Genomic DNA, 25181 nt, shown 5'->3' with positions numbered 1-25181 from the left:
AGGTTTTACTTTATGCCCGACATCCAGTTCCGTCCCTTGCGTCCCGATGAATGGGAAGCCTTCCACGCCCTGCGCCTGCGCTCGATCGCCGACATGCCCGAGGCGATCTATCCGACCTATGAAGAAGAAAGCAGCCGCAGCCCCGAACAGGTGCGGGCGCGGATCACGGAAACGACGCACGGGGTGGTGTTCGGCGCCTACCAGGACGGGATACTCGTCGGCATTGCCGGCCTGCGCCGTGAAGCCCTGGTGCAGGTGGCGCACAAGGGAATCCTGTGGGGGGTGTTCGTGCACCCCGAACGGCGCGGCGGCGGCATCGCACGCCGCCTGCTGCAGGCCCTATTCGACCATGCGCGCTGCGCCGGCGTCAGGCAAATCCACCTCAGCGTCAACGTCGAGAATCCGCGCGCCGCGGGCTTGTACCGTGCAATGGGCTTCGAGACCTATGGTCGCGAGCCCGATGCCATGCAGGTTGGCGGCAGGTTCTACGACGAAGCGCTGATGGTGCTGCGCCTGTGATCCTGGGCCGGCGGCTGCCATTGCCGGCTGTCGGCATAGGCGCCGTCGGTGCCAGTCGACAGCTCGCGCCAGGCGTCGATGTCGGCGCGCATCCGGTCCAGCTTTGGAGGGCGGCATCCGATGCCGCCGTGCCGGCCAGGAAGCGCAGGGGCGGTTGCGGATTGTTCACCAGCGTGACCAGCGCGCGCGCCAGCCGCTCCGGGTCGCCCACCTGGCGCCCGTTGCGCGCTTCGAAGAACGCACGGATCCGGTCGCGTGCGGGGGCGTAGTCGGACAGGGCCGCGGCGCCGATGCGCAGCGAGCGCGGGGACAGGAAGTCGGTGCGGAAATAGCCCGGTTCGACGATTGTCAACCTGATGCCCAAGGGGGCAATTTCCTGCGCCAGCGCCTCGCTCAGGCCTTCGACCGCGAACTTGGATGCGGAATAGGCCGAGGCGCCGGCAAAGCCCGCGACGCCGGCCGCCGAGTGGTGCATAAATGAACCGTGGCGACCTGGATGACCTGGCGGCCCTCGCAGTCGTGGCCGAGGAACGCAGTTTCACGAAGGCGGCTGCGCGCCTGGGCATGTCCCAGTCCGCGCTCAGCCATGCGATGAAAGCGCTCGAGGCGCGGCTCGGCGTGCGCCTGCTGGCCAGGACCACGCGCAGCGTGGGCACGACCGCGGCGGGGGAAGAGCTGCTGGACACGCTACGCTCCGCTTTCGCCGACATCGATACCGGACCGGCCCTGCTCGGGACGCGCCGGGACACGCCTTCCGGCACTGTGCGCATCACCATGGGCCGCCTGGCGCTATCGGTCGTACAGCCCAAGCTGGCGGGTTTCCTGACCGCGTATCCGGATATCCAGGTCGAGATCGACATCAACGACCGCTTCGTCGATATCGTGGCGGAGCGTTTCGATGCCGGCATCCGCTTCGGCGAACAGGTCGACAAGGACATGGTGGCCGTGCGCATCGGGCCGGACGTGCGTGTCGCCGTGGTGGCCTCGCCGGCTTACCTGGCGCGCCACCCGGCGCCGCGCACGCCGCGCGAGCTGGGGGACACCGCTGCATCAACTACCGCCTGCCCAGCACGGGCGCGCTGTATGCGTGGGAATTCGCCCAGGAAGGACGGCGGCTGGAAGTGCGCGTCGACGGCCCGATCGTGTCCAACGATGCCGACCTGATGCGGCTCGCGGCGATCGACGGCCTGGGCATCGCCTACCTGTTCGAAGAGCATGCGCGCGCCGAGCTGGTGGACGGGCGCCTCGTACGGCTCCTCAAGAGCTGGTGTCCCGCGGAGCCCGGCTTCTATCTCTACTTCCCTGGGCGGCGCCAGCTTGCGCCGGCAGTCGCGGCGCTGATCGAGGCGCTGCGCTGGCGCCAGCCTTCGCCTGCCTGAGCAAGACGGTAGAGGATTAGGCAAGAACTGTCGATGATCCTGATACCTCTCCCAGAGTAAGAATTCCTATACTTCTCATCACGGCAGCGGAATATCAGGCAAGGCTCTGCAAGCCGGCCGGTTCCGCTTCCAAAGTGAACCCATTGATAGAGAGGTGGAAAAATGTTGAAAAGCGCACTCGCACTGGCCCTTGGTATTGCCTGCTCCTCGACGTTTGCCGCAGACGTCCGCACCGATTGCGCGAGCACCGGCAAGGAAGGCGTCGCCCAGCTTCACCGCGACTGGCTGATGATCGGCTGGGAACGCGATGCCGGCGATCCGGACTTCAATTTCAGGAAAGACCTCGGCAAATACTATGACTTCGACAGCCGCGACCTGAACCTGTTCGACGATTTCGATCCGGAGCTCAAGGTGCGCCACACGGCGGACGACTACGGCAAGGTCTGGTATGGACTGGTTCCCAAGTTCAAGAGCGTGCACCACAAGATCACCGAACAGCCGGGCGTGATTGCCGCGGGCCCCGGCTACAGCCACTCGGTGATGGAATTCGTGTTCGAAGTGACGCCGAAGCAGGGCGATGCCATGTACCTGATCTCGCGCACCTCGATCCTGTGGCGCTGCACGGCCGATGGCTGGAAGATCTTCAAGGAGCACAACTCGGCGCGGCCCACCACCGCAGCGGCCTACCGTAACGCACGCTGAGCGCCGGATGCCAGGCCCGCGGCGGCAGGCCGCCTGTCGACGCGTTCAGCCCTTCGTTCCGGTCTTCCAGCGCAGCCCGAAACCGAAGTGGCGGTCCATCAGCTCGTGCGCGCTGGTGCCGCCCTGCTGCTGGAAGTATTCGGCCAGTTTGGTGACCACTAGGGCCCCGTTGCGGTTCTCGATCAGCGCGATCGCGCACATCATCTGGTTGCCGCCGCCGTCCAGGCGCACCTCGATCGGCGCCTGGTCGGGTGCGGAAATGGTCACCACGCCGTCGGTCGCCGCCCAGTTGGGCACGCCTTCGTAGATGAAGGAAAAGATCAGCGCGCGCCGGATCGCGTCGAAGCGCTCGCCGTTGATGTACAGATTCTCGCCGCCGGTTGCCGCGCCGGTGCGGTCGTCGGCATCCAGGCGGATGAAGGGCTCGCGTTCGAAGTCGCCCCAGGCGTTGCCGAGCGCCTGCACCAGTCCGCGCCGGCCGTCGGCCAGCTCGTACATGCAGCCGAGGTCGAGGTCGATGCCGCCGCGGCCCTTGCGGCCGGCGCCAATGCCGCCGCCGATCAGCTTGTCGAAGAAGCCGGTTTTAGCGGGCTGTGGCGGGGCGGCGGCCGCCGACTGGTTCCAGTTCAGGTTCACGTGGATGCGGCCGAAGCCGCGGCCGGCGCGCTTGTCGAGCGAGACCTTGTCGCCGCGCTTCTCCAGCGTTACCTTCGACAGCGAGACCCTGGGCTGCGCCGGCGCGGCCGGGGGAGCCGGGATGGGAGCAGGAGCGGCGGCAGGCTTCGCCTCGGTACCACCGAAATGCGCCAGCAGCGCGGACAGCCCGCCATTGAAACCCTGGCCGACCGCGCCGAAACGCCACGATCCGTCGCGCCGGTACAGCTCGGCCACGATGACCGCTTTCTCGTCGCCGAAGTCGGCGCCCGACCAGGGGAAGCGCACTACGCTACCGAGATTCAGGGCGCAGGCGCCGAGCGAGCGCATGGTCTGGGTGCCGTCGATGGCGGCGACGAAAACCAGCTTCGCGATCGTCGCCGGCAGCGAATCGAGGTTCACGGCGAAACGGGCCAGCGACCCGGCCAGCTCGAGCCGCACCGCGCCTTCGGGGCTGGCCAGCTGGTTGTAGAACACCATGTAGCGCTCATCCGACAGGCGCTCCGCTACATCGAGCCCGAAGCAGGACACGTCGACCGACAGGCCGGGGGCCTGGATATCGACCTCGACGGTAAAAGCGCTGCCGGTGCCGAGGTCCGCCAGCTTGCCTTTCTGGCCACGCGAAAACAGGTTCATGAGGGTTCTCCTTCCATTGAGCGCGAGCCGAAGCGGTGCGATTGTTCGACCAGGCGTTCGGCCCAGGCGCGGTGGGTGGCGACTTCGCACATCGCGTCGTTCATGCGGAACACGGCGGGGCTGGCGTCGTCGAGGATGGCGCGCGCCACCGCCAGGTCTTGCGGGCGCACCTGGTAGTGCCGCTCGATCGGGCCGATCTGGGTCGGGTGGATCGCGGTCTTGCCGACCATGCCGTGGGCGAGGTCTTCCAGCACCTCCTGGTCGAGCAGCTCGGGCAGGTCGAGGTATTCGAACACCGGCGCCGTCAGCGCGAAGCCCCAGGGGCGGAAAGTCGTTACCAGGCGTGCGATGACTGGGCCGAGCGGTGTGCGGTAGATCGTCATGCCGCGCGGCCGGCGCAGGCCCAGCAGGGCGAGCAGGTCGTTGCCGCCGATGCGCAGGGCCAGGATGCGGTGGCGCACGCCCGGCGCTTCGAACACGGCGCGCAGTTGCTGCATCTCGCTGTCGCTGAACACTTCCGCCGTCTCCAGCGTCGGCATCAGCACATGGCTTGTGTCGCGCACGAGGCGGAAATAGGTCTCGAAGTTGTGGCGCGTGATCTTCGGCAGCACGAAACCGGTCAGCTTCTCGGCCCCCGGCATGGCCAGCACGCGCGCCATCACGTCCGGATTGCGCACCCGGACGAAACGCTCGGCCGTGACGTCGCTGCGCATGTTCGCCAGCACCACCGAGAGGTTGAACAGGGACCAGCTCAGCTCGCGGTCGGCGATGGCGTCCTCGAGGCAGAAGATGAGGGAGCGCGCGTCCGGCAGCTTCTCGCCGTTGGCGATACCAGCCAGGTCCTTGTGATTGGCAGGCACGTACAGCGACGCGCCCAAAGACTTAACCATCTGATGCACTCCTGATCAGGGAAACTGCGTGATAGGGGAGAAGCGGGTCGATCGCGACCGGCACCTGTTTTTCTTCGGCCAGCACTTCGAGGTGGGCCACGTCCGGGCCGCCGGGCTGGCGCAGCACCAGCAGGCGCGGCACGCGGCGCAGCAGCACCCGGGTCGCTTCGCCGATGCCGGGCTTGATGAGGTTCACGTCTGCAATGCCGTAGCGTGCCATCGCACCCTCAAGATACACACGCGAGCGCTCGGCGGCCGCCTTCGCGTCCAGCGGCTCGGCGCCGGCCGGCTGGCTGCCTGCCTGCTCGAGCGCGAGCGCCACCAGCGTGTCGACAAAGCGCTGCGACCGGTCATGCGGCGCGAGTTCACTGTAATAGATGCAGCCGTGGAAGTCGTCCGGCCCGATCCGCTCGTCCAGCACCGTGCGGCTTACCAGCCCGGATACCGTGGCGTTCAGGATGCTCGAGGGGATCAGGTAGTCGTCGCCCGAGGCCGCGACGGCAGCTGCGCCGGCCAGGTCCGCCAGCACGTACAGGCCGTTGTCGATGCCGGTCGAGTGCGCCGCATTGAAGGCCGATACGGACAGCGCCAGCTCGCGCGCGATCACGCCCTTGCCGGTCCAGCCGTCCACAAAAGCGATCGATTCCGGCGCATGGCCCTTGGCCAGGATGTGGCGCAGGGCGGCCCGGTCGATACCGCGGTCGCGCACGATCGATACCGAATAGTGGATCGTCTCGCGCTGGAACACCTCGCGCAGCAGCCGCGCCACCACCACGCCCACCGGCGTGCCCGCGCGCGCCAGCGAGACGATGGTGATGGGGCCGGTACGCCGTTCGTCGACGAGCGTGGCCAGCCGCAGGCAGTCCGCCGCCATGCGCGTGTTGTTGGCGCGGCAGGCATCCTCGAACACGGCCATGTAGCGCGGCGAGGGTGCCGATTCCGGCGACAGCATCTGGCTGTAGTGCCGCAGGCCCGACTGGATCAGGCGTTCTTTATCCGCCACGCTGGTGAATTCCTGCGCCTGCAGACGCGTGAGCAGGAAGTCCACCTCGCCGGGGCGGTAGCTGCCCGGGAAGCTCACAGCGCCTCCACGGTCAGGCGCGCCAGCTGGGTGGCGCGCGGGACGATGGCGTAGTCGCAGGCGGCCATGAAGCGCGCGTCCGAGCGGCTGTCGCCCATGCCGAAGGTGACGATGTCGCCGTGCTCGGCGCGCAGCAGCGCCGTGACATGGGCCACGGCGTTGGCCTTGTCGAGCACCTTTGGCAGGATCGCCAGGTTGTTGCCGTTGCGGTGCACGACGTAGTCGGGATGGCCGTCCGCGATCCAGGGGCGCACCACATCAATCTCGACCGGCGCCAGGCGCTCGTGGCGCTTGTCCGGGTCTTTCACGACCAGGAAGAAGGGCGTGGCGAAATCCTCGATCATGCGCGCCCGGCCCTTGAGGCCGGTACGCTGCGCATGGTCGTCGATGTGCCGCGCCAGTTCCTGCAGGCCGGGCAGGGCTGCGTGCATGGCGCTGCGCATCCCTTCCAGCCAGGGCATGTCGGCGCCGCCGCCGGGCTGCAACACGACGCCGCCGTAGTTGATGACGGCGTAGCTGTCGAAAGGCAGGTGCACGCGGCGCAGGCCGTCATGGTCGCGCGCGGTGGTCGGGATCACCGTCATCCCGTCCTGCACGAAACTCAGGAAGGCGCGCTGGGCGCGCGTGGTGTAGGAGCAGATGCTGCCGTCCTTGTAATAGGCGGCCGGCTCGAGGGCGTCCGCGGCAGCGCACTTCTCGAAGGTCTGGAACAGCGTATCGTCCAGGTCAGCGAACAGGAACTTCTTCAACGTCAGCCTCGGACAGGAAGTGGAACAGGCGCGCACCGAGCAGCCCGGCGAGCTCGCGCAAGGGGGCGTTGGGCGCGGTCTCGTGGCAGACCAGCACATGATCGTACTGGCCGGGCGCGATGTTATAGATGAAATTGGCGATGCCCTCGCCATAGTTGTCGGGGAAGGTCAATGCATGGCCCACCGCACCCCAGTTCAGGATCGGCGAGCGCGTGGTCGACTGCACCCGGACGTCGACGCCGCGCCGTTCCAACGCTGCTCCCAGCAGCATGGCGGCGTGCATGAATTCGCCGGTGCCCAGCACCGCGACTTTTACACCGGGGGCGAATTCGCCTGCCAGGCGGGCCGCCAGCGCCTCGGGCGCGGGCAAGGCGGCGCGCAGGCCCAGGCGCCCGAAGCGCGTGCTGGCGCCGCGGTCCGCATCCGGGTCGAAGCGTTGGGCCGGAGTGTTCGGCGCCACGTAGTCGCCGGGCGTGAAGCGGTATTCGCCGCTGAGCAGCGCGCCCATCGTCACCGGAAGGCCGAAACGGGCGGACAGGCCGCTGGTTGCCTCCGCTCCCATGAAATTCGTGATCGTCGCCAGATGCACGCGCGCGATGCCGGGGTTGAGGCGGCGGCAGGCATCGGTCAGGTTCAGGAAGGTGTTGCCCGTGCTGGCCTCGTCGTCCACCAGCACCAGGGTAGAGGCCGCCAGCAGCAGCGCGCGCAGGGCCGGATCTTCCGGCATGTGCAGGAACTGGCGCGGCGCATGGCTGTGCGCTTCCTCGAATTCGATCAGCTTACCGCTGCCCACGCGGTAGCGGGTGGTGTGGATGAACAGCGCGTCACGCTCCGGATGGGCGCGCAGCCAGGCTTCGAACACGCCCTGGCCCAGGCCGATCGCGGTTTCGGCCATGGCGATGAAGACAACCGGGCCATCGGCCGCCGGCACGGTGGCGGCAAGGCGGTCGTGAACCGCGATCATGTCGGCGGGCTTCACCGGCCAGTGCTTGCCCAGCACCTTGCTCAGGAACAGGAAGCCGCGCTTGGCATTGGCACGCGCGGCGAAGCCGAGCAGCGCCTCGAGCTCATCGGCGCCGTCGGCCAGCTTGACTTCCAGCGTCCCGGTCGGCAGCGCCACGCTGCGCCGGGCCAGCACATCCAGCTCCGACTTCGCGTTCATGCCAGCTCCAGCGCGTCGGAAACCTCGATCACGCGCATGCCGTTGCGTACCTCGGCCACCTCGACCGTGTCGAAGCCGTCGGCAAAGCCCTTCAGCGCGATCCAGGGCAGGTTGGGGCCGGCCGCGCAGGCCATGCCGATCCCGCCCGACATGCGCGGGTTGATTTCCAGCAGGCGCGGCTTGCCGGCCGCTTCGCGGAACTGCACGTTGAAGATGCCGTTCAGGCCATAGTCGGCGGCCAGCCTGGTGGTCGCTTCGATGATTTCGGGCCGCATGTCGATCAGCTGGCCGCTGCTGGCCTGCAGCTTGCGCCGCGCCACTGCCGCCACCAGGCGGCCGTTGTCGCCCACGCAGTCGACGCTGTACTCGGCGCCCTCGAGGAATTCCATCAGCAGCATGGTGCGGAACTCGCCCAGCTCGACCAGCCCACGGCGCAGGTCCTGGTAGCCGATGTGGTACTCGACGCCGGCCAGGAGCAGGGCGGCGCTGCTGCGTTCCTCGTCGACGATGGCGAAGCCGATGCCGTAAATGCCGCGCGAGGGCTTGATGCACAGCTTCGCGTGGCGCGGACGCAGTTCGGCCCAGGCGGCATCGAACTGTTCCAGGTTGCCGAAGCGGCGGAACTCGGCCACCGGCGCCTGGGGCAGCACCGTCTCCGCATAGAAGCCGGCCTTGTCGTGCATGAGCTGGAGCTTCTGGGGCGAGGCCGCGCTCAGGACGCGCGTGCCGGCTTCCAGGAAGCGTGCATGGTGCGCGGAAAGCAGGGTGGCCTCGCGGCCCGGCACGAAGATGTCGATGCGGTGCGTGCGGCAGAATTCCAGGCACCAGTCGACGTAGGCCGCCGGCTCCAGGCCGACGGGCTCGCCGTAAAACTCATGGGCCAGGCGCGCCGCCGGGGTATGGCGGTTCGCATTGCTGTGGATGATGGTAAAACGGCCGGCGGTATCGGCCTCGCGGATCAGCCGGATCGCGGCGTAGATGGACGAAAACGTCCTGTTGTACCAGACGCGCATGAAGCCCTTCAAGACAGGTGGACGTACGCGCCCGCTCGACAGCGGACGCGTGGATTGTGTGCCTAGACGTTGACGCCGAATGAGCGCGCGAGCGGACCCAGGCCGCCCTTGAAGCCCTGGCCGACGGCACGGAACTTCCATTCGCCGCCGTGGCGGTACAGCTCACCGAAGATCATCGCAGTTTCCGTCGAGCTGTCCTCGGACAGGTCGTAGCGCGCGATCTCGGCTTCGCCGTTGGCGTTCAGGCAGCGGATATAGGCCTTGGCGACCATGCCGAAGTTCTGGCGGCGGGCATCGGCGTCGTGAATGGTGACGCAGAACGACACTTTCTCGACCTCGGCCGGGACGCGCGACAAGTCGACCGCGATCTTCTCGTCGTCGCCTTCGCCCTGCCCGGTGGTGTTGTCGCCGGCGTGCACTACCGAGCCGTCGCTGGACTTCAGGTTGTTGTAGAAGATGAAGTCTGTATCGCCGCGCACCTTGGCGTCGGCTTTCAACAGGAATGCGCTGCCGTCCAGGTCGAAGGCCGCGCCGTCGGTGGAACGCGGATCCCAGCCCAGGCCGATGATCACCTTGGTCAGGCCTGGTGCTTCCTTGCTCAGGTTGACGTTGCCGCCTTTCTGCAGACTGATTGCCATATGAACTCCTTACGTGGTCAGGTTGATCGGCCGCCAATGACGGCGTTAATTATTCGATTGTACACGCTCCGAATTTCACATTACTCACTCTCGTAATGTCCATACGCTAGTGGCCGCTTCGTAACATTCCAGTCATAATTACCGCTGGAAGGAGACAAGATGGCAACAATGAAGCAGGTGGCGGAGCGTGTCGGTGTATCGACGTCGACCGTTTCGCACGTGATCAACGGGACCCGGGCAGTGAGCGAGGACGTGCGCAGGCGGGTGCTGGCGACCATCGACGACATGCGCTACATCCCGAACGCGATGGCGCGCAGCCTCAAGAACGACAAGAGCCATACCATCGGCGTCTCCATTCCCGACAACACCCATCCCTGCTTCGCCGAGCTGCTGCGCGGGATCGAGGACGCGGCCTTCGAGGTCGGCTACAACATCATGCTGTGCAACGGCTACGGGGATGCGCGGCGCCAGGCCGCCCAGCTGCGTGGCCTGGTCGAAAAGCGCATCGACGGCCTGATCCTGGTGGCCGGCACTGCGCGCAACGAGCTGGCCACGCTGCTGGCCGGGCAGCGCGTGCCGATCGTGCTGGCCGACCACGAGGTGCCGGCCGTGGAGACCGATTTCATCGGCCTCGACCACGAAGCGACGGGCTATGCCGCCACGCGCCACCTGATCGAGCTGGGGCACCGCCGCATCGCCTGCGTGGCCGGGCCGCAGGCCGAGCCGCACAGCCTGGAGCGCATTGCCGGCCTGCGCCGTGCCTTGGAAGAGGAAGGTCTGCCTCTGCCCGATGCCTACCTGGTGTACGTTACGCCGGATTGCGCCGGCGGCCATGACGCCGTACGACGCCTGCTGGCGCTGGACGCCGCACCGACGGCGGTGTTCGCCTGCAACGATTTGATGGCGCTGGGTGGCCTCTGCGCTGCGGCGGAAGCCGGCGTGGCGGTGCCTGGCCAATTGTCGGTCGTCGGAGGCGACGACCTCGGCATGGGGGCGTTCGCAACGCCGCGCCTGAGTTCCGTCGCCCAGCCCACCCATGCGCTGGGCCGCCAGCTGACCGGCTTACTGGTCGGAAGGATTCGCGGCGACGGCGGGCCGCGCCGTCATCAGCGGCTGCAGGGCAGGCTGGTGGTGCGGCAGTCGACTGGCGCGCCGCAGCCACGGTAATTCCACCTACGCCGCGGCACGGATATCGGCCGATGCCTCCCTGGCGACCTGCAGATCATTCACCGCACCCATGTGCACGGTCTGCGCCGGCAGCGCCAGGCGGACACCCTGCTCGTCCAGCATCGCCACGATACCAAGGTAGATTGCCTGCTGCACGTCCATGTAGACGGTGTAGTCGGCGCTCTCGACGTAATACACGACTTCGAAGGCATACGCGGGCGCCGCCAGCGAGGCCAGGTGGGCACGGTCGAACCGCACCTGCGGCTGGGCCAGCACGATCGCCTTCAGCAGTTCCGGCAGGGCGCGCAGCATTGGCTCGGGCGTGCCGTAGGTGACGGCAATCCGGAACGCCACGCGCCGGGCCTCCATGCGCCGCAGGTTGCGGATGCGGCTCTTGAGCAGGTCGGCATTCGAGAACACGATCTGTTCGCCGTCCAGGCTGCGCACCCGGGTGGTCTTCAGGCCGATGTGTTCGACCGTGCCCAGCATGGTGTCGACGATGATGAAGTCGCCCACCACGAAGGGCTTGTCTACCACGATCGACAGCTTGGCGAACAGGTCGCCCAGGATGCTCTGCACCGCCAGTGCCACCGCAATACCGCCGACACCCAGGCTGGCCACCAGGGCGGTGATGTTGACACCCAGGTTATCGAGGGTCATCAGGCCAACTACTGCCCACAGGACGACGCGCGCCAGGTACGCGATCGCGATCGACGAGGTGACGCGGTCCGGGTCAGGCGCCTGCTGGACGCGGGTACCCGCCAGCCAGGCGCGCAGCGCATGGTCGCCCCAGGTGGCGCATTGGATCAGTACAGAGGCGACCGCCACGCGGCTGATAAACAGCTGGGTACGCTCGGGCAGGGCCAGCAGGCTGGCGCCGGCATACAGGCCAACCAGCACCAGTACCGCCAAGCGGGTCGCAGACAGCGCGGCCACGGCGGCCCCCAACGGGCGCGAGCCGCCCGGATTGACGGCCACGATGGAACGCAGGCGCCGCAGCAGGATCGCCTTGGCCGCGTCGAGGCCGGCCGCCACCACCGCGACCGCCACCAGCGCCAGCAGCCAGTCGGCCACCGGGTTCCCCAGGAAAACGGTATCCATTCTGTGCTCCTGTCAGGCGGCGGGACGCTGGTCCACGGTAGCGACGAGCACTTCCTGCCGCGCTTCCTCGCGCTCAAGCGCAGCCAGAAACCCCTCGCCCCAGCGCGTCACGTCGTGCTCTTCCACGATCATCGCCAGGCGCTGCGAGCGGTAGGCGATCTCGTCCGCGCCCATGGTCAGCGCCTGGTACAGGGTCTCGGTCATGGCGTTGGCGTCGTACGGGTTGACCAGCACGGCGCCGTGCAACTCCACGGCGGCGCCGGCGAACTCGGACAGGATCAAGAGCCCGGGCCGTCCCAGCGCATGGCGGGTGGCGATATATTCCTTGGCGACCAGGTTGAGGCCGTCGCGCAGCGGCGTGATCCAGGCGACGCCGGCGGCCGCGTAATGGGCCAGCACGTCCTCGAAGGGCAGCGAGCGGTAGAAGTAGCGCACCGGCACCCAGTCGAGCGTCGAGAAGCGGCCATTGATGCGGCCCACCGTGCGGTCGAGTTCCTCGCGCAGGCTGTCGTAGATGTCCATGCCGCTGGCGGCCGGGGTGACGATGTTCAGCAGGGTCACCTTGCCCTGCATCTCCGGATGCCGTTCCAGCATGCGCTCGAACGCTTCCAGTTTCTCCAGCGAGCCCTTGACGTAGTCGAGGCGTTCGATCGAGACGATGCCGGTGCGTCCCTTGCCGGCATCGCCGGCCAGGTAGCTGTCGAGCTCCTTCAGCTGGCGCTGCACGGCATCGCCCGAGGCCAGGCGCGCAATCAGCTTGACGTCGGTGCCGACCGGGTGCGCACCCAGCGCCACCCGGCGCTCGCCGACCTCGATCGCGGTCGTCATGCGGTCGACCCCGAGCGCGCAGCCATAGGTCAGGAAGCGCGGCGCGCAAGGCTCGCTGCCCGCGATCTCGACCGGCGCAAACGAGCGCACCGCGTCGACGAAGTTCTCGACGTAGCGCGGCACGTGGAATCCCACGTAGTCGCACTGCAGCAGGCTGCCGATGATGTCGCGGCGCCACGGCAGGATGTTGAACACGTCGCTCGAGGGGAAAGCCGTGTGGTGGAAGAAGGCGATGGTCAAGTCGGGACGCAGCGGACGCAGGAAGGCCGGCACCATCCACAGGTTGTAGTCGTGGATCCAGGCGGTGGCGCCATGGGCCGCTTCGCGCGCGGTCTGCTCGGCGAACAGGCGGTTGACTTCCAGGAAGCGGTCCCAGTGGGCCTGGTTGAACTCGGCCTTGTCCGGGAAGGAGAAGATGATCGGCCAGAAGGCCTCCTTCGAAAACTTCTTGTAGAACAGGTCGATGTCTTCCGGCGTGAGGGCGATCCGCGCTGCCTTCAGGTTCGGGTAGCGGGCGGCGTCCACCGCAACGTGCGATTCGAAGCCCTCCGGTGCGCGGCTGTCCTGCTGCGACCAGGCCACCCACGAACCCCTGCGCCCGCCTGCAAAGAAGCTCAGCAGGGTGGGCATGATGCCGTTCGGGCTCTTCGGGCGGCGCTGCAAGGTGATGCCGTCCACGACCAGTTCGTCGTAGGGCAGGCGGTGGTAGACCATCACCAGGTCGGCATCGCCGCATGCCGGGGCGACTTGGGTGCCGGCATCCATACCGAGCGGCATGCCGTAGTGCGCCAGGGCTTCCAGGATGCCGCCGCAGCCTTCCGCGGCGGCCACGTAGACGCGCGCGTTCTTGCGTACGCGCTCGACCAGGGCAGGCTCCGAACCGCCCACCGCCACGCCGCGGAAACCGGTCTCGAACATCGACAGGTCGTTGAGGGTGTCGCCGGCCACCACCACGCTGGCCGGGTCGAAGCCGGCCGCGACCACCAGGCGGCGCAGCGCGGCGCCCTTGCCGACGCCCCGCGGCAGCACGTCGAGGTAGCGGCCGGCCGAGAACAGCAGTTCGCAATCGAGCGACTCGACCACCGACTTCAGCAGCGGGGTCATCGCGTCCTCGGACGCAAGGAAGGAGCAGCGCCGTTCCTGCGGTACGCTCTGGCGCACCAGTTGCGGGAAGCCAGCCAGGGCACGCAGCACGGCCTGGCTGCCGGGCCAGTGGGCGGTGAGTTCGCGCTGGATCTGCTCCACCGGCCGCAACTCGCTGTCGACCACGGTGGCGCCGACATCGGCAATGATGTAGTCCGGACGCGGGATAGTCGGGTCACTCAGCAGGGGCATGACGGTTTCGAGGCCGCGTCCGGTGACGAACACCAGGGTCGGGCGGGCGCCGGCGGGCGCGTCGGCCACGTCGGAAAACAGGTCGCGCACACGGCGCCGCGCCGCATGGGTTCCGGCCAGCAGCGTGCCGTCGAGGTCGGTGGCGAGCACGAGGCGGGAAGGATCGAGGGGGCGGGACCAGCGTTGCGAGTCGATGACGGTCATGAATCATCCTTTTCTACGATGCGTCCGCGCGCGCGGGGCGGCGGACCGGGTCGGGGCACGAAGAATCCGCCGGGAGGCGGCATGCCAGGAAAGGGCAGGCGGCGCGTGGGATGGACTGCCGCCTGCCGGCGAAGGAGTACTGCCACGGGCAGTACGGGAGAAGCGGGAGGACCGGCCGGCTGCAGGGGCACGTCGTGCGGTCTCGCTGCAGGCGCCTGTTCCGCTAGATACATTTGTACAATAGCATTTCAATCGGGCATCGACAACCCGTTATCGGCCAGCGGACGGAGCGGGCCGTTGAGGCATAGCAAAACAAGATCGAAAAAAAGCTATTGCAAAACTGTTGTGCCGCTACGTATAATGCGGCTCCCCGGGCGGTTAGTTCAGCTGGTTAGAATACTTGGTCGACATCCAAGGGGTCGCAGGTTCGAATCCTGCACCGCCCACCAGACTTCCAGATCGCAGGCTCCCAGCAATGGTCGTAGCCTGCAGAGAAAAGGCGCAGCGGTGTGCCTTTTCTGTGCTGACCAGCCAGGTCAGATTCCTTGCTCTCTCCAGCTACTGCGGAAAACGCAACAGGCCGAGGTCACCTCGTCAATCCTGTTGCGCCGTTGCCGTTTGCGCGTTATACTAGCCGGCTTCGGTATGGGCACGTCTTTTTAGCCTGTACTTTTTTAGTAGTACTAATTAGCCCCGCCCAATCGTAGGTGGGAATGGAGAAAAAATGAGCCTGGGCCTCCTCGGTCGCAAGGTTGGCATGATGCGTATCTTCACGGATGACGGCGATTCGATCCCTGTCACCGTGCTGGACGTGTCCAACAACCGTGTTGCGCAAGTCAAAACCCCTGAAACTGACGGCTACACTGCTGTGCAAGTCGTCTTCGGTCAACGTCGCGCTTCCCGCGTGAACAAGGCCGCTGCCGGTCACTACGCCAAAGCTGGCGTCGAAGCTGGCACGATGCTGCGTGAATTCCGCATCGATTCCACCAAAGCCGCTGAACTCAAGGCCGGCGACACCATCAATGCTTCGATGTTCGAAGTGGGCCAGAAAATCGACGTGCAAGGCACCTCGATCGGTAAGGGCTACGCCGGTACCATCAAGCGTTACAACTTCGCCTCGGGTCGTCAGACCCACGGTAACTCGCGTTCGCACAACGTTCCTGGCTCCATCGGTATGGCGCAGGATCCGGGCCGCGTGTTCCCAGGCAAGCGCATGACCGGTCACATGGGCGACGTTACCGTCACCACCCAGAACCTGGAAATCGCCCGCATCGACGCTGACCGTCAGCTGCTGCTCGTGAAGGGTGCCGTTCCTGGCGCCAAGAACGGCCAAGTGATCGTCAAGCCGGCTGTCAAAACCAAAGCCAAGAAAGGAGCTTAAATATGGAACTCCAGCTCCTGAATGAGCAAGGTCAAGCTGGCGCCGGCGTTGCAGCTGCCGACACCGTGTTCGGCCGCGAATACAACGAAGCCCTGATCCACCAGGTCGTGGTCGCCTACGCCGCCAACGCGCGCAGCGGCAACCGCAAGCAGAAAGACCGTGAAGAAGTCAGCCACACCACGAAGAAGCCATGGCGCCAGAAGGGCACCGGCCGCGCTCGTGCTGGTATGTCGTCGTCGCCTCTGTGGCGTGGCGGTGGTCGCATCTTCCCGAACACCCCGGACGAGAACTTCTCGCACAAGGTCAACAAGAAGATGTTCCGCGCAGGTATCTGCTCGATCTTCTCGCAGCTGGCCCGCGAAGGCCGTCTGAACGTTGTCGAAAACCTGTCGATCGAAGCTCCGAAGACCAAGCTGCTGTCGCAAAAGCTGCAGGGCATGGGCCTGGAATCGGTCCTGGTGATCACCGACACCATCGATGAAAACCTGGAACTGGCATCGCGCAACCTGCCGAACGTGCTCGTCGTCGAGCCGAAGGCAGCTGACCCGATGTCGCTGGTGTTCTACAAGAAAGTCCTGGTCACCAAAGCTGCTCTGGCCAAGATCGAGGAGATGTACGCATGAGCACCGCTATCAAATTCAGCGAAGAGCGCCTGATGAAGGTGCTGCTGGCTCCGGTTATTTCCGAAAAGGCGACCTTCGTCGCTGAAAAGAACGAACAGATCGTGTTCAAGGTTCTGCCGGATGCAACCAAGCCGGAAATCAAGGCTGCCGTCGAACTGCTGTTCAAGGTCGAAGTGGAATCGGTGCAAACCGTCAACCGCGAAGGCAAGGTCAAGCGTTCGGGCCGTTTCACCGGTCGCCGCAACCACACCAAGCGCGCTTTCGTGGCCCTGAAGCCGGGCCAGGAAATCAATTTTGTCGAGGAGGCTAAATAATGGCACTCGTTAAGATGAAGCCAACCTCCCCAGGCCGCCGCGGCATGGTGAAGGTTGTGAACAGCGACCTGTACAAAGGCCGTCCGTTCGCAGCCCTGGTTGAGAAGAAATCGAAGACTGCTGGCCGTAACAACAACGGTCACATCACCACCCGCCACATCGGCGGTGGCCACAAGCAGCACTACCGTCTGGTCGACTTCAAGCGCCAGAAGGACGGCATCCCTGCCAAGGTCGAGCGTATCGAATACGACCCGAACCGTACCGCGCACATCGCTCTGCTGTGCTACGCGGACGGCCAGCGTGCGTACATCATCGCTCCGAAGGGCGTCGCTGTCGGCGACACCCTGATGAACGGTTCGGAAGCGCCGATCAAGGCCGGTAACTGCCTGCCGATCCGCAACATCCCGGTCGGTACCGTGATGCACTGCGTCGAAATGCTGCCTGGCAAAGGCGCACAGATGGCCCGCACCGCCGGCGCCGCTGTCGTGCTGATGGCCCGTGAAGGCACCTACGCCCAGGTTCGCCTGCGCTCGGGTGAAGTCCGTCGCGTGCACATCGAGTGCCGTGCAACCGTGGGTGAAGTCGGCAATGCCGAGCACAGCCTGCGCAAGATCGGTAAAGCCGGTGCGATGCGTTGGCGCGGTGTCCGCCCGACCGTCCGCGGTGTCGTCATGAACCCGATCGACCACCCGCACGGTGGTGGTGAAGGCCGCACGGCAGCAGGTCGCCATCCGGTGTCGCCATGGGGCCAGCAGACCAAGGGCAAGAAGACGCGTTCGAACAAGCGCACTTCGTCGATGATCGTCTCGCGCCGCGGCAAGAAATAAGGGATAACACATGACTCGTTCATTGAAAAAAGGGCCGTTCATTGACGCCCACCTGGTGAAAAAAGTCGAAGCCGCGCAAGCGACCAAAGACAAGAAGCCAGTCAAAACCTGGTCGCGCCGCTCGACGATCACTCCTGACTTCATCGGTCTGACCATTGCCGTGCACAACGGCAAGGTCCACGTGCCGGTGTACGTCTCGGAGAACATGGTCGGCCACAAGCTCGGCGAATTCGCGCTGACCCGTACGTTCAAGGGCCACGCTGCTGACAAGAAGGCGAAACGATAATGGAAACTAAAGCAATCCTCAAAGGCGTTCGCCTGTCGGAACAGAAGGGCCGCCTCGTTGCGGACCTGATCCGCGGCAAGAAAGTTGACGCAGCACTCAACATTCTGCAGTTCAGCCCGAAGAAGGGCGCGACCATCATCAAGAAGGTTCTGGAGTCGGCAATCGCCAACGCGGAACACAACGATGGCGCGGACATCGACGAACTGAAGGTCGTGCAGATCTACGTTGAAAAGGGCCCGATCCTGAAGCGCTTCACCGCACGTGCGAAGGGCCGCGGCGATCGCATTTCGAAACAATCCTGTCACATCTACGTGACTGTCGGTAACTAAGGGGTCACACGATGGGTCAGAAAATCCACCCAACCGGCTTCCGCCTGGCGGTCACCCGTAACTGGGCGTCGCGCTGGTATGCTGGCAACGGCAACTTCGCCGAAATGCTGAAGGAAGACCTGGAAGCTCGCGCTTTCCTGAAGAAGAAGCTGAAGAACGCTTCGGTCGGCCGTATCGTCATCGAGCGTCCTGCCAAGAACGCACGCTTCACGATCTACTCGTCGCGTCCTGGCGTCGTGATCGGCAAGAAGGGCGAAGACATCGAAGTGCTGAAGTCGTCGCTGACGAAGATCATGGGCGTGCCTGTGCACGTCAATATCGAAGAGATCCGCAAGCCGGAAATCGATTCGCAGCTGATCGCCGATTCGATCGCCCAGCAGCTCGAAAAGCGCATCATGTTCCGTCGCGCCATGAAGCGCGCGATGCAGAACGCCATGCGCCTGGGCGCTGTCGGCATCAAGATCATGTCGTCGGGCCGCCTGAACGGCATCGAGATCGCACGTACCGAATGGTACCGCGAAGGCCGTGTGCCTCTGCACACCCTGCGCGCCGATATCGACTACGGCACCAGCGAAGCATCGACCACCTACGGCATCATCGGTGTCAAGGTCTGGGTCTACAAGGGCGATCGTTCGGCAACGGGCGAAGCACCTGTGATCGACGTGCCGGCCGACGAGAAGAAGCCGCGCGGCCCGCGCCGTGATGATGGCAAGCCAGCCGGCCGTGGCCGTCCGGGCGCCAAACCAGGAGCCGCTCCAGCAGGTCGTCGCGCCGCTGCCAAGCCGGCTGAGAAAGCAGGAGAATAAAGATGCTGCAGCCATCCCGCAGAAAGTATCGTAAAGAGCAGAAGGGCCGTAACACCGGCATCTCGCACACCCGCGGCACCTCGGTGTCGTTCGGCGAATTCGGCCTGAAGGCAGTTGCCCGCGGCCGTATCACCGCACGCCAGATCGAAGCTGCACGTCGTGCGATGACCCGTCACATCAAGCGTGGCGGCCGTATCTGGATCCGTATCTTCCCGGACAAGCCGATCTCGAACAAGCCGGCTGAAGTCCGTATGGGTAACGGTAAGGGTAACCCGGAGTACTACGTCGCTGAAATCCAGCCAGGCAAAGTCCTGTACGAGATGGACGGCGTCGCTGAAGAACTGGCGCGCGAAGCGTTCCGCCTGGCCGCTGCCAAACTGCCGCTGGCGACCACGTTCGTGGTCCGTCAAGTCGGCCAATAACAGGAGTTGAATATGAAAGCATCGGAACTCCGCGGCAAGGACCAGGAAGCGCTGCAGAAGGAGCTGAATGAGCTGCTGAAGGCCCAGTTCGGCCTGCGCATGCAAATCGCTACCCAGCAGCTGGGCAACACCGCGCAGCTCAAGAAAGTACGTCGCGACATCGCGCGTGTGAAGACTGTGATGAACTCGAAGGAAGCCAAATGAACGACACCACTAAAACGGCGCTGAAGCGTACGCTGGTCGGCAAGGTCGTGTCCGACAAGATGGACAAGACGGTTACCGTCCTGATCGAGCGTCACGTGAAGCACCCGCTGTACGGCAAGATCATCGTGCGCTCGAACAAGTATCATGCGCACGACGAGACCAACCAAGTCAAGGCCGGTGACACGGTCGAGATCACGGAAGGTCGCCCGATCTCGAAGACGAAGGCCTGGACCGTGACCCGTGTTGTGCAGCAAGCACAGGTCATCTAAAGCCTAAAAATTTGTCTTGCGTGGCCCGCTGGTATCTGTGATACTAGCGGGCTTCGTTCATGTGTTGCCGCAGTTTGTATTCCTCGGTAACTGCGGCCTGTAACGAATGGAAAGTCCATCACCCAAACGTATTGCTCCAGCAGGGGCGGTGCGGCGGGACCAAGACTGACCGCAGGCCCACGGTTTCCGTGGGGTTTTCTACGGCTTAAGTTGGGAAAGAAAATACTATGATTCAAACCGAAAGCCGGCTCGAAGTAGCCGACAACACCGGTGCCAAGGAAGTTCTGTGCATCAAGGTGTTGGGCGGCTCGAAGCGCCGTTATGCGAGCATTGGCGACATCATCAAGGTCACCGTCAAGGTGGCTGCGCCGCGTGGTCGCGTCAAGAAGGGCGAAATTTACAACGCCGTGGTTGTGCGTACCGCTAAAGGTGTGCGCCGCCAGGACGGTTCCCTGGTCAAGTTCGACGGCAATGCCGCTGTCCTTCTGAACGCCAAGCTGGAGCCGATCGGCACCCGTATCTTCGGACCGGTCACGCGCGAACTGCGTACCGAGAAGTTCATGAAGATCGTGTCGCTGGCACCTGAAGTTCTGTAAGGAGTCGACATGGATAAGATTCGTAAAAACGACGAAGTCATCGTTTTGGCCGGTAAGGACAAGGGCAAGCGTGGCGTCGTTCAGAAGCGTGTAGACGCTGAACACGTCATCGTTGAAGGCGTCAACGTCGCTAAGAAAGCGACCAAGCCGAACCCGATGACCGGTGTTACTGGTGGTATCGTCGACAAGACTATGCCGATTCACGTGTCGAACGTCGCGCTGTTCAATGCTGCGACCGGCAAGGCAGATCGCGTTGGCTTCAAGGATGTGGACGGCAAAAAAGTCCGCGTCTTCAAGTCGAACGGCGAAGTAGTGAAGGGGTAAGATAAATGGCCCGTCTCCAACAAATTTACAAAGACAAAGTCGTCGCCGAGCTGACCGAGAAATTCGGTTACAAGTCGATCATGGAAGTCCCGCGCCTGACCAAGATCACCCTGAACATGGGTCTGTCGGAAGCAGTCGCCGACAAGAAGATCATCGAGCACGCAACTGGTGACCTGACCAAGATCGCCGGCCAGAAGCCGGTCGTCACCAAAGCCCGTAAGGCAATTGCAGGTTTCAAGATCCGCGAAGGCTACCCGATCGGTGCAATGGTTACCCTGCGCGGCAACCGCATGTACGAGTTCCTGGACCGTTTCATCACCGTGGCCCTGCCGCGCGTGCGTGACTTCCGTGGCGTGAACGGTAAGTCGTTCGACGGCCGTGGCAACTACAACATCGGCGTCAAAGAGCAGATCATCTTCCCGGAAATCGATTACGACAAGATCGATGCGCTGCGTGGCATGAACATCTCGATCACCACGACCGCTAAGACCGACGAAGAAGCCAAAGCGCTGCTCGCCGCATTCAAATTCCCGTTCAGGAACTAAGAGCATGGCAAAACTTGCACTGATTAACCGCGAACAGAAGCGTGCAGACCTGGTGGAGAAATTCGCCGCAAAGCGTGCAGCTCTGAAAGCAATCATCGACGACCAGTCGAAGTCGGAAGAAGAACGTTACGAAGCACGCCTGAAGCTGCAGGCCCTGCCGCGCAACTCGGCTCCGACCCGCCAGCGTAACCGCTGCGCCATGACCGGTCGTCCACGTGGCACCTTCCGTAAATTCGGTCTGGCCCGCACCAAGCTCCGCGAATTCGCCATGAAAGGCGAAATCCCGGGTATGACCAAAGCCAGCTGGTAATAGGAGAATAAGCAATGAGTATGAGCGATCCTATCGCCGATATGCTGACCCGCATCCGCAACGCACAAACTGTTTCGAAGACCACCGTCAACATGCCGTCGTCGAAAGTCAAGGTTGCGATCGCCAACGTCCTGAAGGACGAGGGTTACATCGAAGATTTCGCCGTGACCACCGAAGGTGGCAAGGCTGAACTGAAAATCGGTCTGAAGTATTACACCGGCCGTCCGGTCATCGAGCGCATCGAGCGCGTGTCCCGTCCTGGCCTGCGCGTCTACAAGGGCAAGAACGAAATCCCGTCGGTCATGAACGGCCTGGGCGTGGCAATCGTCTCGACCCCGCAAGGCGTGATGACCGACCGCAAAGCACGTGCTACCGGCGTCGGTGGCGAAGTGCTGTGCTACGTGGCTTAAGGAGTAGACATGTCTCGAGTAGCTAAGATGCCAATCGCCGTCCCGGCAGGTACCGATGTCGCGATCACCGCGTCGTCGATCACCGTCAAGGGCCCGCTCGGCACCCTGACCCAGTCGCTGAACGGCCTGGTCAAAGTGGAAAACAACAACGGCACGCTGACTTTCGACGTGGTGGACGATTCGCGTGAATCGAACGCCATGTCGGGCACCCTGCGCGCCCTGGTCAACAACATGGTTACCGGCGTCACCAAGGGCTTCGAGAAGAAGCTGAACCTGGTGGGCGTGGGCTACAAGGCAGCTGTGCAGGGCAACGCCCTGAACCTGTCGCTGGGCTTCTCGCACCCGGTGCTGCACGCGATGCCGGAAGGCGTCACCGCGACCACCCCGACCCCGACCGAAATCGTGATCAAGGGTATCGACCGTCAGAAGGTCGGTCAGACGGCCGCTGAAGTGCGCGCTTACCGCTCGCCTGAGCCTTACAAGGGCAAGGGTGTCCGTTATTCGGACGAAGTGGTGAAGCTTAAAGAAACCAAGAAGAAATAATCGGAGCTGACATGGACAAGAAACAATCGCGTCTGCGTCGCGGACGTCAAACCCGCATCAAGATCGCCCAGCTGGGCGTGAACCGTCTGTCGGTTCACCGCACCAACCTGCACATCTATGCGAACCTGATCAGCCCGGACGCTAAGGTGCTGGTGTCGGCCTCGACGCTGGAAGCTGAAGTGCGTGCTGAACTGGCTGGCAAGACTGGCGCCGGCGGCAACGCTGCCGCGGCTGCCCTGGTCGGCAAGCGCGTCGCTGAGAAAGCACTGAAAGCAGGAATCACCGAAGTCGCATTCGACCGTTCGGGTTTCCGTTACCACGGCCGTGTGAAGGCGCTGGCAGAAGCCGCGCGTGAAGCCGGTCTGAAGTTCTAAGGAAGAATCGTCATGGCAAAAATGCAAGCAAAAATGCAAAGCGACAAGCCGGATGATGGCATGCGCGAAAAGATGATCGCGATCAACCGCGTCACCAAAGTGGTGAAGGGTGGTCGTATCATGGGTTTTGCAGCGCTGACCGTTGTCGGTGACGGCGATGGCCGCATCGGCATGGGTAAAGGCAAGTCGAAGGAAGTTCCTGTCGGCGTGCAAAAAGCGATGGAAGAAGCCCGCCGCAACCTGATCAAGGTGCCCCTCAAGAACGGTACGCTGCACCACACCGTGACCGGTCGTCACGGCGCCTCGCGCGTCATGATGTCGCCGGCCAAGCCGGGTACCGGCGTGATCGCTGGTGGCGCAATGCGCGCTATCTTCGAGGTGATGGGCGTGACCGACGTGGTCGCCAAGTCGACCGGTTCGTCGAACCCGTACAACCTGGTTCGCGCGACCCTCGACGGCCTGTCGAAAATGAGCACTCCGGCTGACATCGCTGCCAAGCGCGGCAAGTCGGTTGAAGACATCCTGGGTTAAGGGGAACAAACATGGCAAACACTGTCAAAGTCAAGCTCGTCAAGGGCCTGATCGGTACCCGTCAGGATCACCGTGCTACCGTCCGCGGTCTGGGTCTGCGTCGTGTCAACTCGGTTTCCGAGCTGCAGGACACCCCGTCCGTGCGTGGCATGATCAACAAAGTCGCGTACCTCGTTAAAGTTGTTTCGTAAGCCGCGGCTTACGTACGGAGAAATCAATGGAACTCAATACCATTCAACCAGCTGACGGCGCCAAGCACGCGAAGCGTCGCGTTGGCCGCGGTATCGGCTCGGGCCTGGGCAAGACTGCCGGCCGCGGTCACAAGGGTCAGAAATCGCGTTCGGGCGGCTTCCACAAAGTCGGCTTCGAAGGCGGTCAGATGCCTCTGCAGCGTCGCCTGCCGAAGCGTGGCTTCAAGTCGCTGAACGCAACCTTCAAGGCGGAAGTTCGCCTGTCGGACCTGAACAACCTGGCTGTCGGCGAAATCGACATCCTGGTGCTCAAGCAAGCAGGCATCCTGCCGGTGGTGGCACGCGACGTGCGCGTCATCCTGTCGGGCGAGATCACCAAAGCGGTGACCCTCAAGGGCCTGAAGGCAACTGCCGGCGCGAAAGCGGCGATCGAAGCAGCTGGCGGTTCGGTCGCTTAATCGCGGCCCTGCCTGATCGGAGCAAAAATTGGCGACTAATTCACAACTTGGTAAAAGCGCCGCTTCCGGCTTCCCCTGGGGTCGGCTGTGGTTTTTGCTTGGCGCATTGGTCGTGTACCGCATCGGTGCTCATATCCCGGTCCCCGGGATTGACCCGGTGCAGCTGGCAGCGCTGTTCAAGCAGAACGAAGGCGGCATCCTGGGCATGTTCAACATGTTCTCGGGTGGCGCCCTGTCCCGCTTTACCGTGTTCGCCCTCGGCATCATGCCTTACATTTCGGCTTCGATCATCATGCAGCTTGCATCGATCGTCTCGCCGCAACTCGAGGCGCTGAAGAAAGAGGGCGAAGCCGGCCGCCGCAAGATCACCCAGTACACCCGTTACTTCACGGTTGCGCTGGCTCTGTTCCAGGCGTTCGGTATCGCGGTAGCGCTCGAAGCGCAGCCCGGCCTCGTGCTCGATCCGGGCATGGGCTTCCGCTTCGTCACGGTGACGACGCTCCTGACCGGCACCATGTTCCTCATGTGGCTGGGCGAGCAGATTACCGAGCGCGGCATTGGCAACGGTATCTCGATCATCATTTTTGCCGGTATCGCAGCAGGTCTGCCGTCGGCCCTGGGTGGCCTGTTCACCCTGGTCTCGAACGGTTCGATCAGCAGCATCGCCGCGATCATCATCGTAGTCCTGGTGGCGGTCGTGACGTATGCCGTCGTGTTCGTCGAACGCGGGCAGCGCAAGATCCTGGTCAATTACGCCAAACGTCAGGTCGGCAACAAGATCTATGGTGGCCAAACCAGCCACCTGCCCTTGAAGCTGAACATGGCAGGCGTGATCCCGCCGATCTTCGCCTCCTCGATCATCCTGTTCCCGGCAACGATCGTCGACTGGTACACGCGAGGCAAGGACGCCAGCGGCCCGTTCATCGGGTTCCTGAAAGACCTGGCCGCTTCGCTGACGACCGGTGAGCCGATCCACGCGTTGCTGTATGCGGTGGCGATCATTTTCTTCTGCTTCTTCTACACGGCGCTGGTATTCAACAGCAAGGAAACGGCGGACAACTTGAAGAAGAGCGGCGCATTCGTTCCGGGCATCCGTCCGGGCGAGCAGACTGCACGCTACATCGACAAGATCCTGATGCGCCTGACCCTGGCCGGTGCGGTCTACATCACCCTGGTGTGCCTGGTGCCGGAGTTCATGACCTCGCAGTGGAAAGTTCCTTTCTACTTCGGTGGCACGTCGCTCCTCATCGTTGTTGTGGTGACGATGGACTTCATGGCACAAGTGCAGAACTACGTCATGTCGCAACAGTACGACTCATTGTTGCGGAAGGCTAACTTCAAGGGCGGGATTCCGTCGCGTTAAGCGGGGAAGGCATAGAC

General features: G+C 63.9%; 33 protein-coding genes, 1 tRNA gene and 2 pseudogenes. 26 read left to right on the top strand and 10 right to left on the bottom strand.

Going from position 1 to position 25181, the window contains the following annotated elements:
- Positions 1-12 precede the first annotated feature (12 nt).
- Positions 13-519: a GNAT family N-acetyltransferase gene (locus MA09_RS06420; protein WP_036246310.1), complete on the top strand. Its 507-nt coding sequence runs from the start codon at positions 13-15 to the stop codon at positions 517-519.
- Between the two features lie 364 nt (positions 520-883).
- Here MA09_RS06420 and MA09_RS25575 read toward each other — a convergent pair.
- A pseudogene (locus MA09_RS25575) lies at positions 884-994 on the bottom strand (SDR family NAD(P)-dependent oxidoreductase); the annotation flags it as partial.
- A gap of 2 nt (positions 995-996) precedes the next feature.
- Between MA09_RS25575 and MA09_RS06410 the strand changes: the two are divergent.
- Positions 997-1898, top strand: a pseudogene (locus MA09_RS06410) (LysR family transcriptional regulator).
- 162 nt (positions 1899-2060) lie between these two features.
- On the top strand, positions 2061-2600 hold the full coding sequence (locus tag MA09_RS06405; protein WP_051933213.1) for a hypothetical protein: 540 nt from the start codon (positions 2061-2063) through the stop codon (positions 2598-2600).
- Between the two features lie 45 nt (positions 2601-2645).
- Here the strand turns inward: MA09_RS06405 and MA09_RS06400 are convergent, their stop codons facing one another.
- From MA09_RS06400 to MA09_RS06370, 7 genes are all read right to left on the bottom strand, one after another.
- Positions 2646-3890: a TerD family protein gene (locus MA09_RS06400; RefSeq protein ID WP_036246308.1), complete on the bottom strand. Its 1245-nt coding sequence runs from the start codon at positions 3888-3890 to the stop codon at positions 2646-2648.
- The gene (locus MA09_RS06395) at positions 3887-4780 is read right to left on the bottom strand and encodes an HpcH/HpaI aldolase/citrate lyase family protein (protein WP_036246307.1); all 894 of its coding nucleotides are present in this window, start codon (positions 4778-4780) and stop codon (positions 3887-3889) included. The genes MA09_RS06400 and MA09_RS06395 overlap by 4 nt, the downstream gene beginning before the upstream one ends.
- Entirely contained in the window at positions 4773-5861 is a 1089-nt protein-coding gene (locus MA09_RS06390; RefSeq protein ID WP_036246306.1) for a cysteine protease StiP family protein, read from the bottom strand. Before MA09_RS06390 ends, MA09_RS06395 begins: the two co-directional genes overlap by 8 nt.
- Positions 5858-6610: a hypothetical protein gene (locus MA09_RS06385; protein ID WP_036246305.1), complete on the bottom strand. Its 753-nt coding sequence runs from the start codon at positions 6608-6610 to the stop codon at positions 5858-5860. Before MA09_RS06385 ends, MA09_RS06390 begins: the two co-directional genes overlap by 4 nt.
- Positions 6588-7772, bottom strand: a complete 1185-nt coding sequence (locus tag MA09_RS06380) for a phosphoribosyltransferase domain-containing protein (protein ID WP_036246303.1) — start codon at positions 7770-7772, stop codon at positions 6588-6590. Before MA09_RS06380 ends, MA09_RS06385 begins: the two co-directional genes overlap by 23 nt.
- Positions 7769-8785 carry an ATP-grasp domain-containing protein gene (locus tag MA09_RS06375; protein WP_036246302.1) on the bottom strand — a complete coding sequence of 339 codons (1017 nt, stop codon included), beginning with the start codon at positions 8783-8785 and terminating at the stop codon, positions 7769-7771. The genes MA09_RS06380 and MA09_RS06375 overlap by 4 nt, the downstream gene beginning before the upstream one ends.
- Positions 8786-8847: 62 nt before the next feature.
- Positions 8848-9423, bottom strand: coding sequence for a TerD family protein (locus MA09_RS06370; protein WP_036246300.1), 576 nt, complete (start codon positions 9421-9423; stop codon positions 8848-8850).
- 159 nt (positions 9424-9582) lie between these two features.
- Here MA09_RS06370 and MA09_RS06365 point away from each other — a divergent pair, with 159 nt between their 5' ends.
- The gene (locus MA09_RS06365; RefSeq protein WP_036246298.1) at positions 9583-10590 is read left to right on the top strand and encodes a LacI family DNA-binding transcriptional regulator; all 1008 of its coding nucleotides are present in this window, start codon (positions 9583-9585) and stop codon (positions 10588-10590) included.
- 6 nt (positions 10591-10596) lie between these two features.
- Here the strand turns inward: MA09_RS06365 and MA09_RS06360 are convergent, their stop codons facing one another.
- The gene (locus tag MA09_RS06360; RefSeq protein ID WP_036246296.1) at positions 10597-11691 is read right to left on the bottom strand and encodes a mechanosensitive ion channel family protein; all 1095 of its coding nucleotides are present in this window, start codon (positions 11689-11691) and stop codon (positions 10597-10599) included.
- 12 nt (positions 11692-11703) lie between these two features.
- A complete protein-coding gene (gene ggpS / locus MA09_RS06355) occupies positions 11704-14058 on the bottom strand; it encodes a glucosylglycerol-phosphate synthase (protein WP_051933211.1) in 2355 nt (784 codons plus the stop codon).
- Between the two features lie 372 nt (positions 14059-14430).
- Between ggpS and MA09_RS06350 the strand changes: the two genes are divergently transcribed.
- From MA09_RS06350 to secY, 22 genes are all read left to right on the top strand, one after another.
- A tRNA-Val gene (locus MA09_RS06350) sits at positions 14431-14507 on the top strand.
- 275 nt (positions 14508-14782) lie between these two features.
- The gene (rplC, locus tag MA09_RS06345; RefSeq protein ID WP_036246294.1) at positions 14783-15439 is read left to right on the top strand and encodes a 50S ribosomal protein L3; all 657 of its coding nucleotides are present in this window, start codon (positions 14783-14785) and stop codon (positions 15437-15439) included.
- A 2-nt stretch (positions 15440-15441) separates the two neighbouring features.
- On the top strand, positions 15442-16062 hold the full coding sequence (gene rplD, locus MA09_RS06340; protein ID WP_036246292.1) for a 50S ribosomal protein L4: 621 nt from the start codon (positions 15442-15444) through the stop codon (positions 16060-16062).
- Positions 16059-16376 carry a 50S ribosomal protein L23 gene (gene rplW / locus MA09_RS06335; RefSeq protein ID WP_027867259.1) on the top strand — a complete coding sequence of 106 codons (318 nt, stop codon included), beginning with the start codon at positions 16059-16061 and terminating at the stop codon, positions 16374-16376. Before rplD ends, rplW begins: the two co-directional genes overlap by 4 nt.
- Complete coding sequence (gene rplB / locus MA09_RS06330) at positions 16376-17203, top strand: 50S ribosomal protein L2 (protein ID WP_036246291.1); 828 nt, start codon at positions 16376-16378, stop codon at positions 17201-17203. Before rplW ends, rplB begins: the two co-directional genes overlap by 1 nt.
- Before the next feature lie 10 nt (positions 17204-17213).
- A complete protein-coding gene (rpsS, locus tag MA09_RS06325) occupies positions 17214-17489 on the top strand; it encodes a 30S ribosomal protein S19 (protein ID WP_005663463.1) in 276 nt (91 codons plus the stop codon).
- On the top strand, positions 17486-17818 hold the full coding sequence (gene rplV / locus MA09_RS06320) for a 50S ribosomal protein L22 (protein ID WP_171085678.1): 333 nt from the start codon (positions 17486-17488) through the stop codon (positions 17816-17818). Before rpsS ends, rplV begins: the two co-directional genes overlap by 4 nt.
- Before the next feature lie 11 nt (positions 17819-17829).
- Complete coding sequence (gene rpsC, locus MA09_RS06315) at positions 17830-18624, top strand: 30S ribosomal protein S3 (RefSeq protein ID WP_036246290.1); 795 nt, start codon at positions 17830-17832, stop codon at positions 18622-18624.
- A 2-nt stretch (positions 18625-18626) separates the two neighbouring features.
- Complete coding sequence (rplP, locus tag MA09_RS06310) at positions 18627-19046, top strand: 50S ribosomal protein L16 (RefSeq protein WP_036246288.1); 420 nt, start codon at positions 18627-18629, stop codon at positions 19044-19046.
- A gap of 12 nt (positions 19047-19058) precedes the next feature.
- Positions 19059-19250, top strand: a complete 192-nt coding sequence (rpmC, locus tag MA09_RS06305; protein ID WP_027867254.1) for a 50S ribosomal protein L29 — start codon at positions 19059-19061, stop codon at positions 19248-19250.
- A complete protein-coding gene (rpsQ, locus tag MA09_RS06300; RefSeq protein ID WP_036246286.1) occupies positions 19247-19519 on the top strand; it encodes a 30S ribosomal protein S17 in 273 nt (90 codons plus the stop codon). Before rpmC ends, rpsQ begins: the two co-directional genes overlap by 4 nt.
- Before the next feature lie 227 nt (positions 19520-19746).
- A complete protein-coding gene (gene rplN, locus MA09_RS06295) occupies positions 19747-20115 on the top strand; it encodes a 50S ribosomal protein L14 (RefSeq protein ID WP_005663451.1) in 369 nt (122 codons plus the stop codon).
- A 9-nt stretch (positions 20116-20124) separates the two neighbouring features.
- Positions 20125-20439, top strand: a complete 315-nt coding sequence (gene rplX / locus MA09_RS06290) for a 50S ribosomal protein L24 (protein ID WP_036208955.1) — start codon at positions 20125-20127, stop codon at positions 20437-20439.
- Between the two features lie 5 nt (positions 20440-20444).
- Entirely contained in the window at positions 20445-20984 is a 540-nt protein-coding gene (gene rplE / locus MA09_RS06285) for a 50S ribosomal protein L5 (RefSeq protein ID WP_036246284.1), read from the top strand.
- Between the two features lie 4 nt (positions 20985-20988).
- Positions 20989-21294 (top strand): 30S ribosomal protein S14, encoded by a 306-nt coding sequence (gene rpsN / locus MA09_RS06280; RefSeq protein WP_005663444.1) that lies wholly within the window; start codon positions 20989-20991, stop codon positions 21292-21294.
- Positions 21295-21308: 14 nt separating this feature from the next.
- Positions 21309-21704: a 30S ribosomal protein S8 gene (rpsH, locus tag MA09_RS06275; protein ID WP_027867250.1), complete on the top strand. Its 396-nt coding sequence runs from the start codon at positions 21309-21311 to the stop codon at positions 21702-21704.
- Between the two features lie 9 nt (positions 21705-21713).
- The gene (gene rplF / locus MA09_RS06270; RefSeq protein WP_036246282.1) at positions 21714-22247 is read left to right on the top strand and encodes a 50S ribosomal protein L6; all 534 of its coding nucleotides are present in this window, start codon (positions 21714-21716) and stop codon (positions 22245-22247) included.
- A gap of 11 nt (positions 22248-22258) precedes the next feature.
- The gene (gene rplR / locus MA09_RS06265) at positions 22259-22621 is read left to right on the top strand and encodes a 50S ribosomal protein L18 (RefSeq protein ID WP_005663438.1); all 363 of its coding nucleotides are present in this window, start codon (positions 22259-22261) and stop codon (positions 22619-22621) included.
- Positions 22622-22633: 12 nt separating this feature from the next.
- Entirely contained in the window at positions 22634-23152 is a 519-nt protein-coding gene (gene rpsE, locus MA09_RS06260) for a 30S ribosomal protein S5 (RefSeq protein ID WP_036246280.1), read from the top strand.
- 11 nt (positions 23153-23163) lie between these two features.
- Positions 23164-23343 carry a 50S ribosomal protein L30 gene (gene rpmD / locus MA09_RS06255; protein WP_036246278.1) on the top strand — a complete coding sequence of 60 codons (180 nt, stop codon included), beginning with the start codon at positions 23164-23166 and terminating at the stop codon, positions 23341-23343.
- 26 nt (positions 23344-23369) lie between these two features.
- Positions 23370-23801: a 50S ribosomal protein L15 gene (gene rplO / locus MA09_RS06250; RefSeq protein ID WP_036246277.1), complete on the top strand. Its 432-nt coding sequence runs from the start codon at positions 23370-23372 to the stop codon at positions 23799-23801.
- 28 nt (positions 23802-23829) lie between these two features.
- The gene (gene secY, locus MA09_RS06245; protein ID WP_036246276.1) at positions 23830-25164 is read left to right on the top strand and encodes a preprotein translocase subunit SecY; all 1335 of its coding nucleotides are present in this window, start codon (positions 23830-23832) and stop codon (positions 25162-25164) included.
- Positions 25165-25181 lie beyond the last annotated feature (17 nt).

It is taken from the genome of Massilia sp. BSC265, from assembly GCF_000740675.1.
Classification (GTDB): domain Bacteria; phylum Pseudomonadota; class Gammaproteobacteria; order Burkholderiales; family Burkholderiaceae_D; genus Telluria.
The sequence above is the reverse complement of the archived record's forward strand: the minus strand, read 5'-3'. Positions and strand labels throughout refer to the sequence as shown.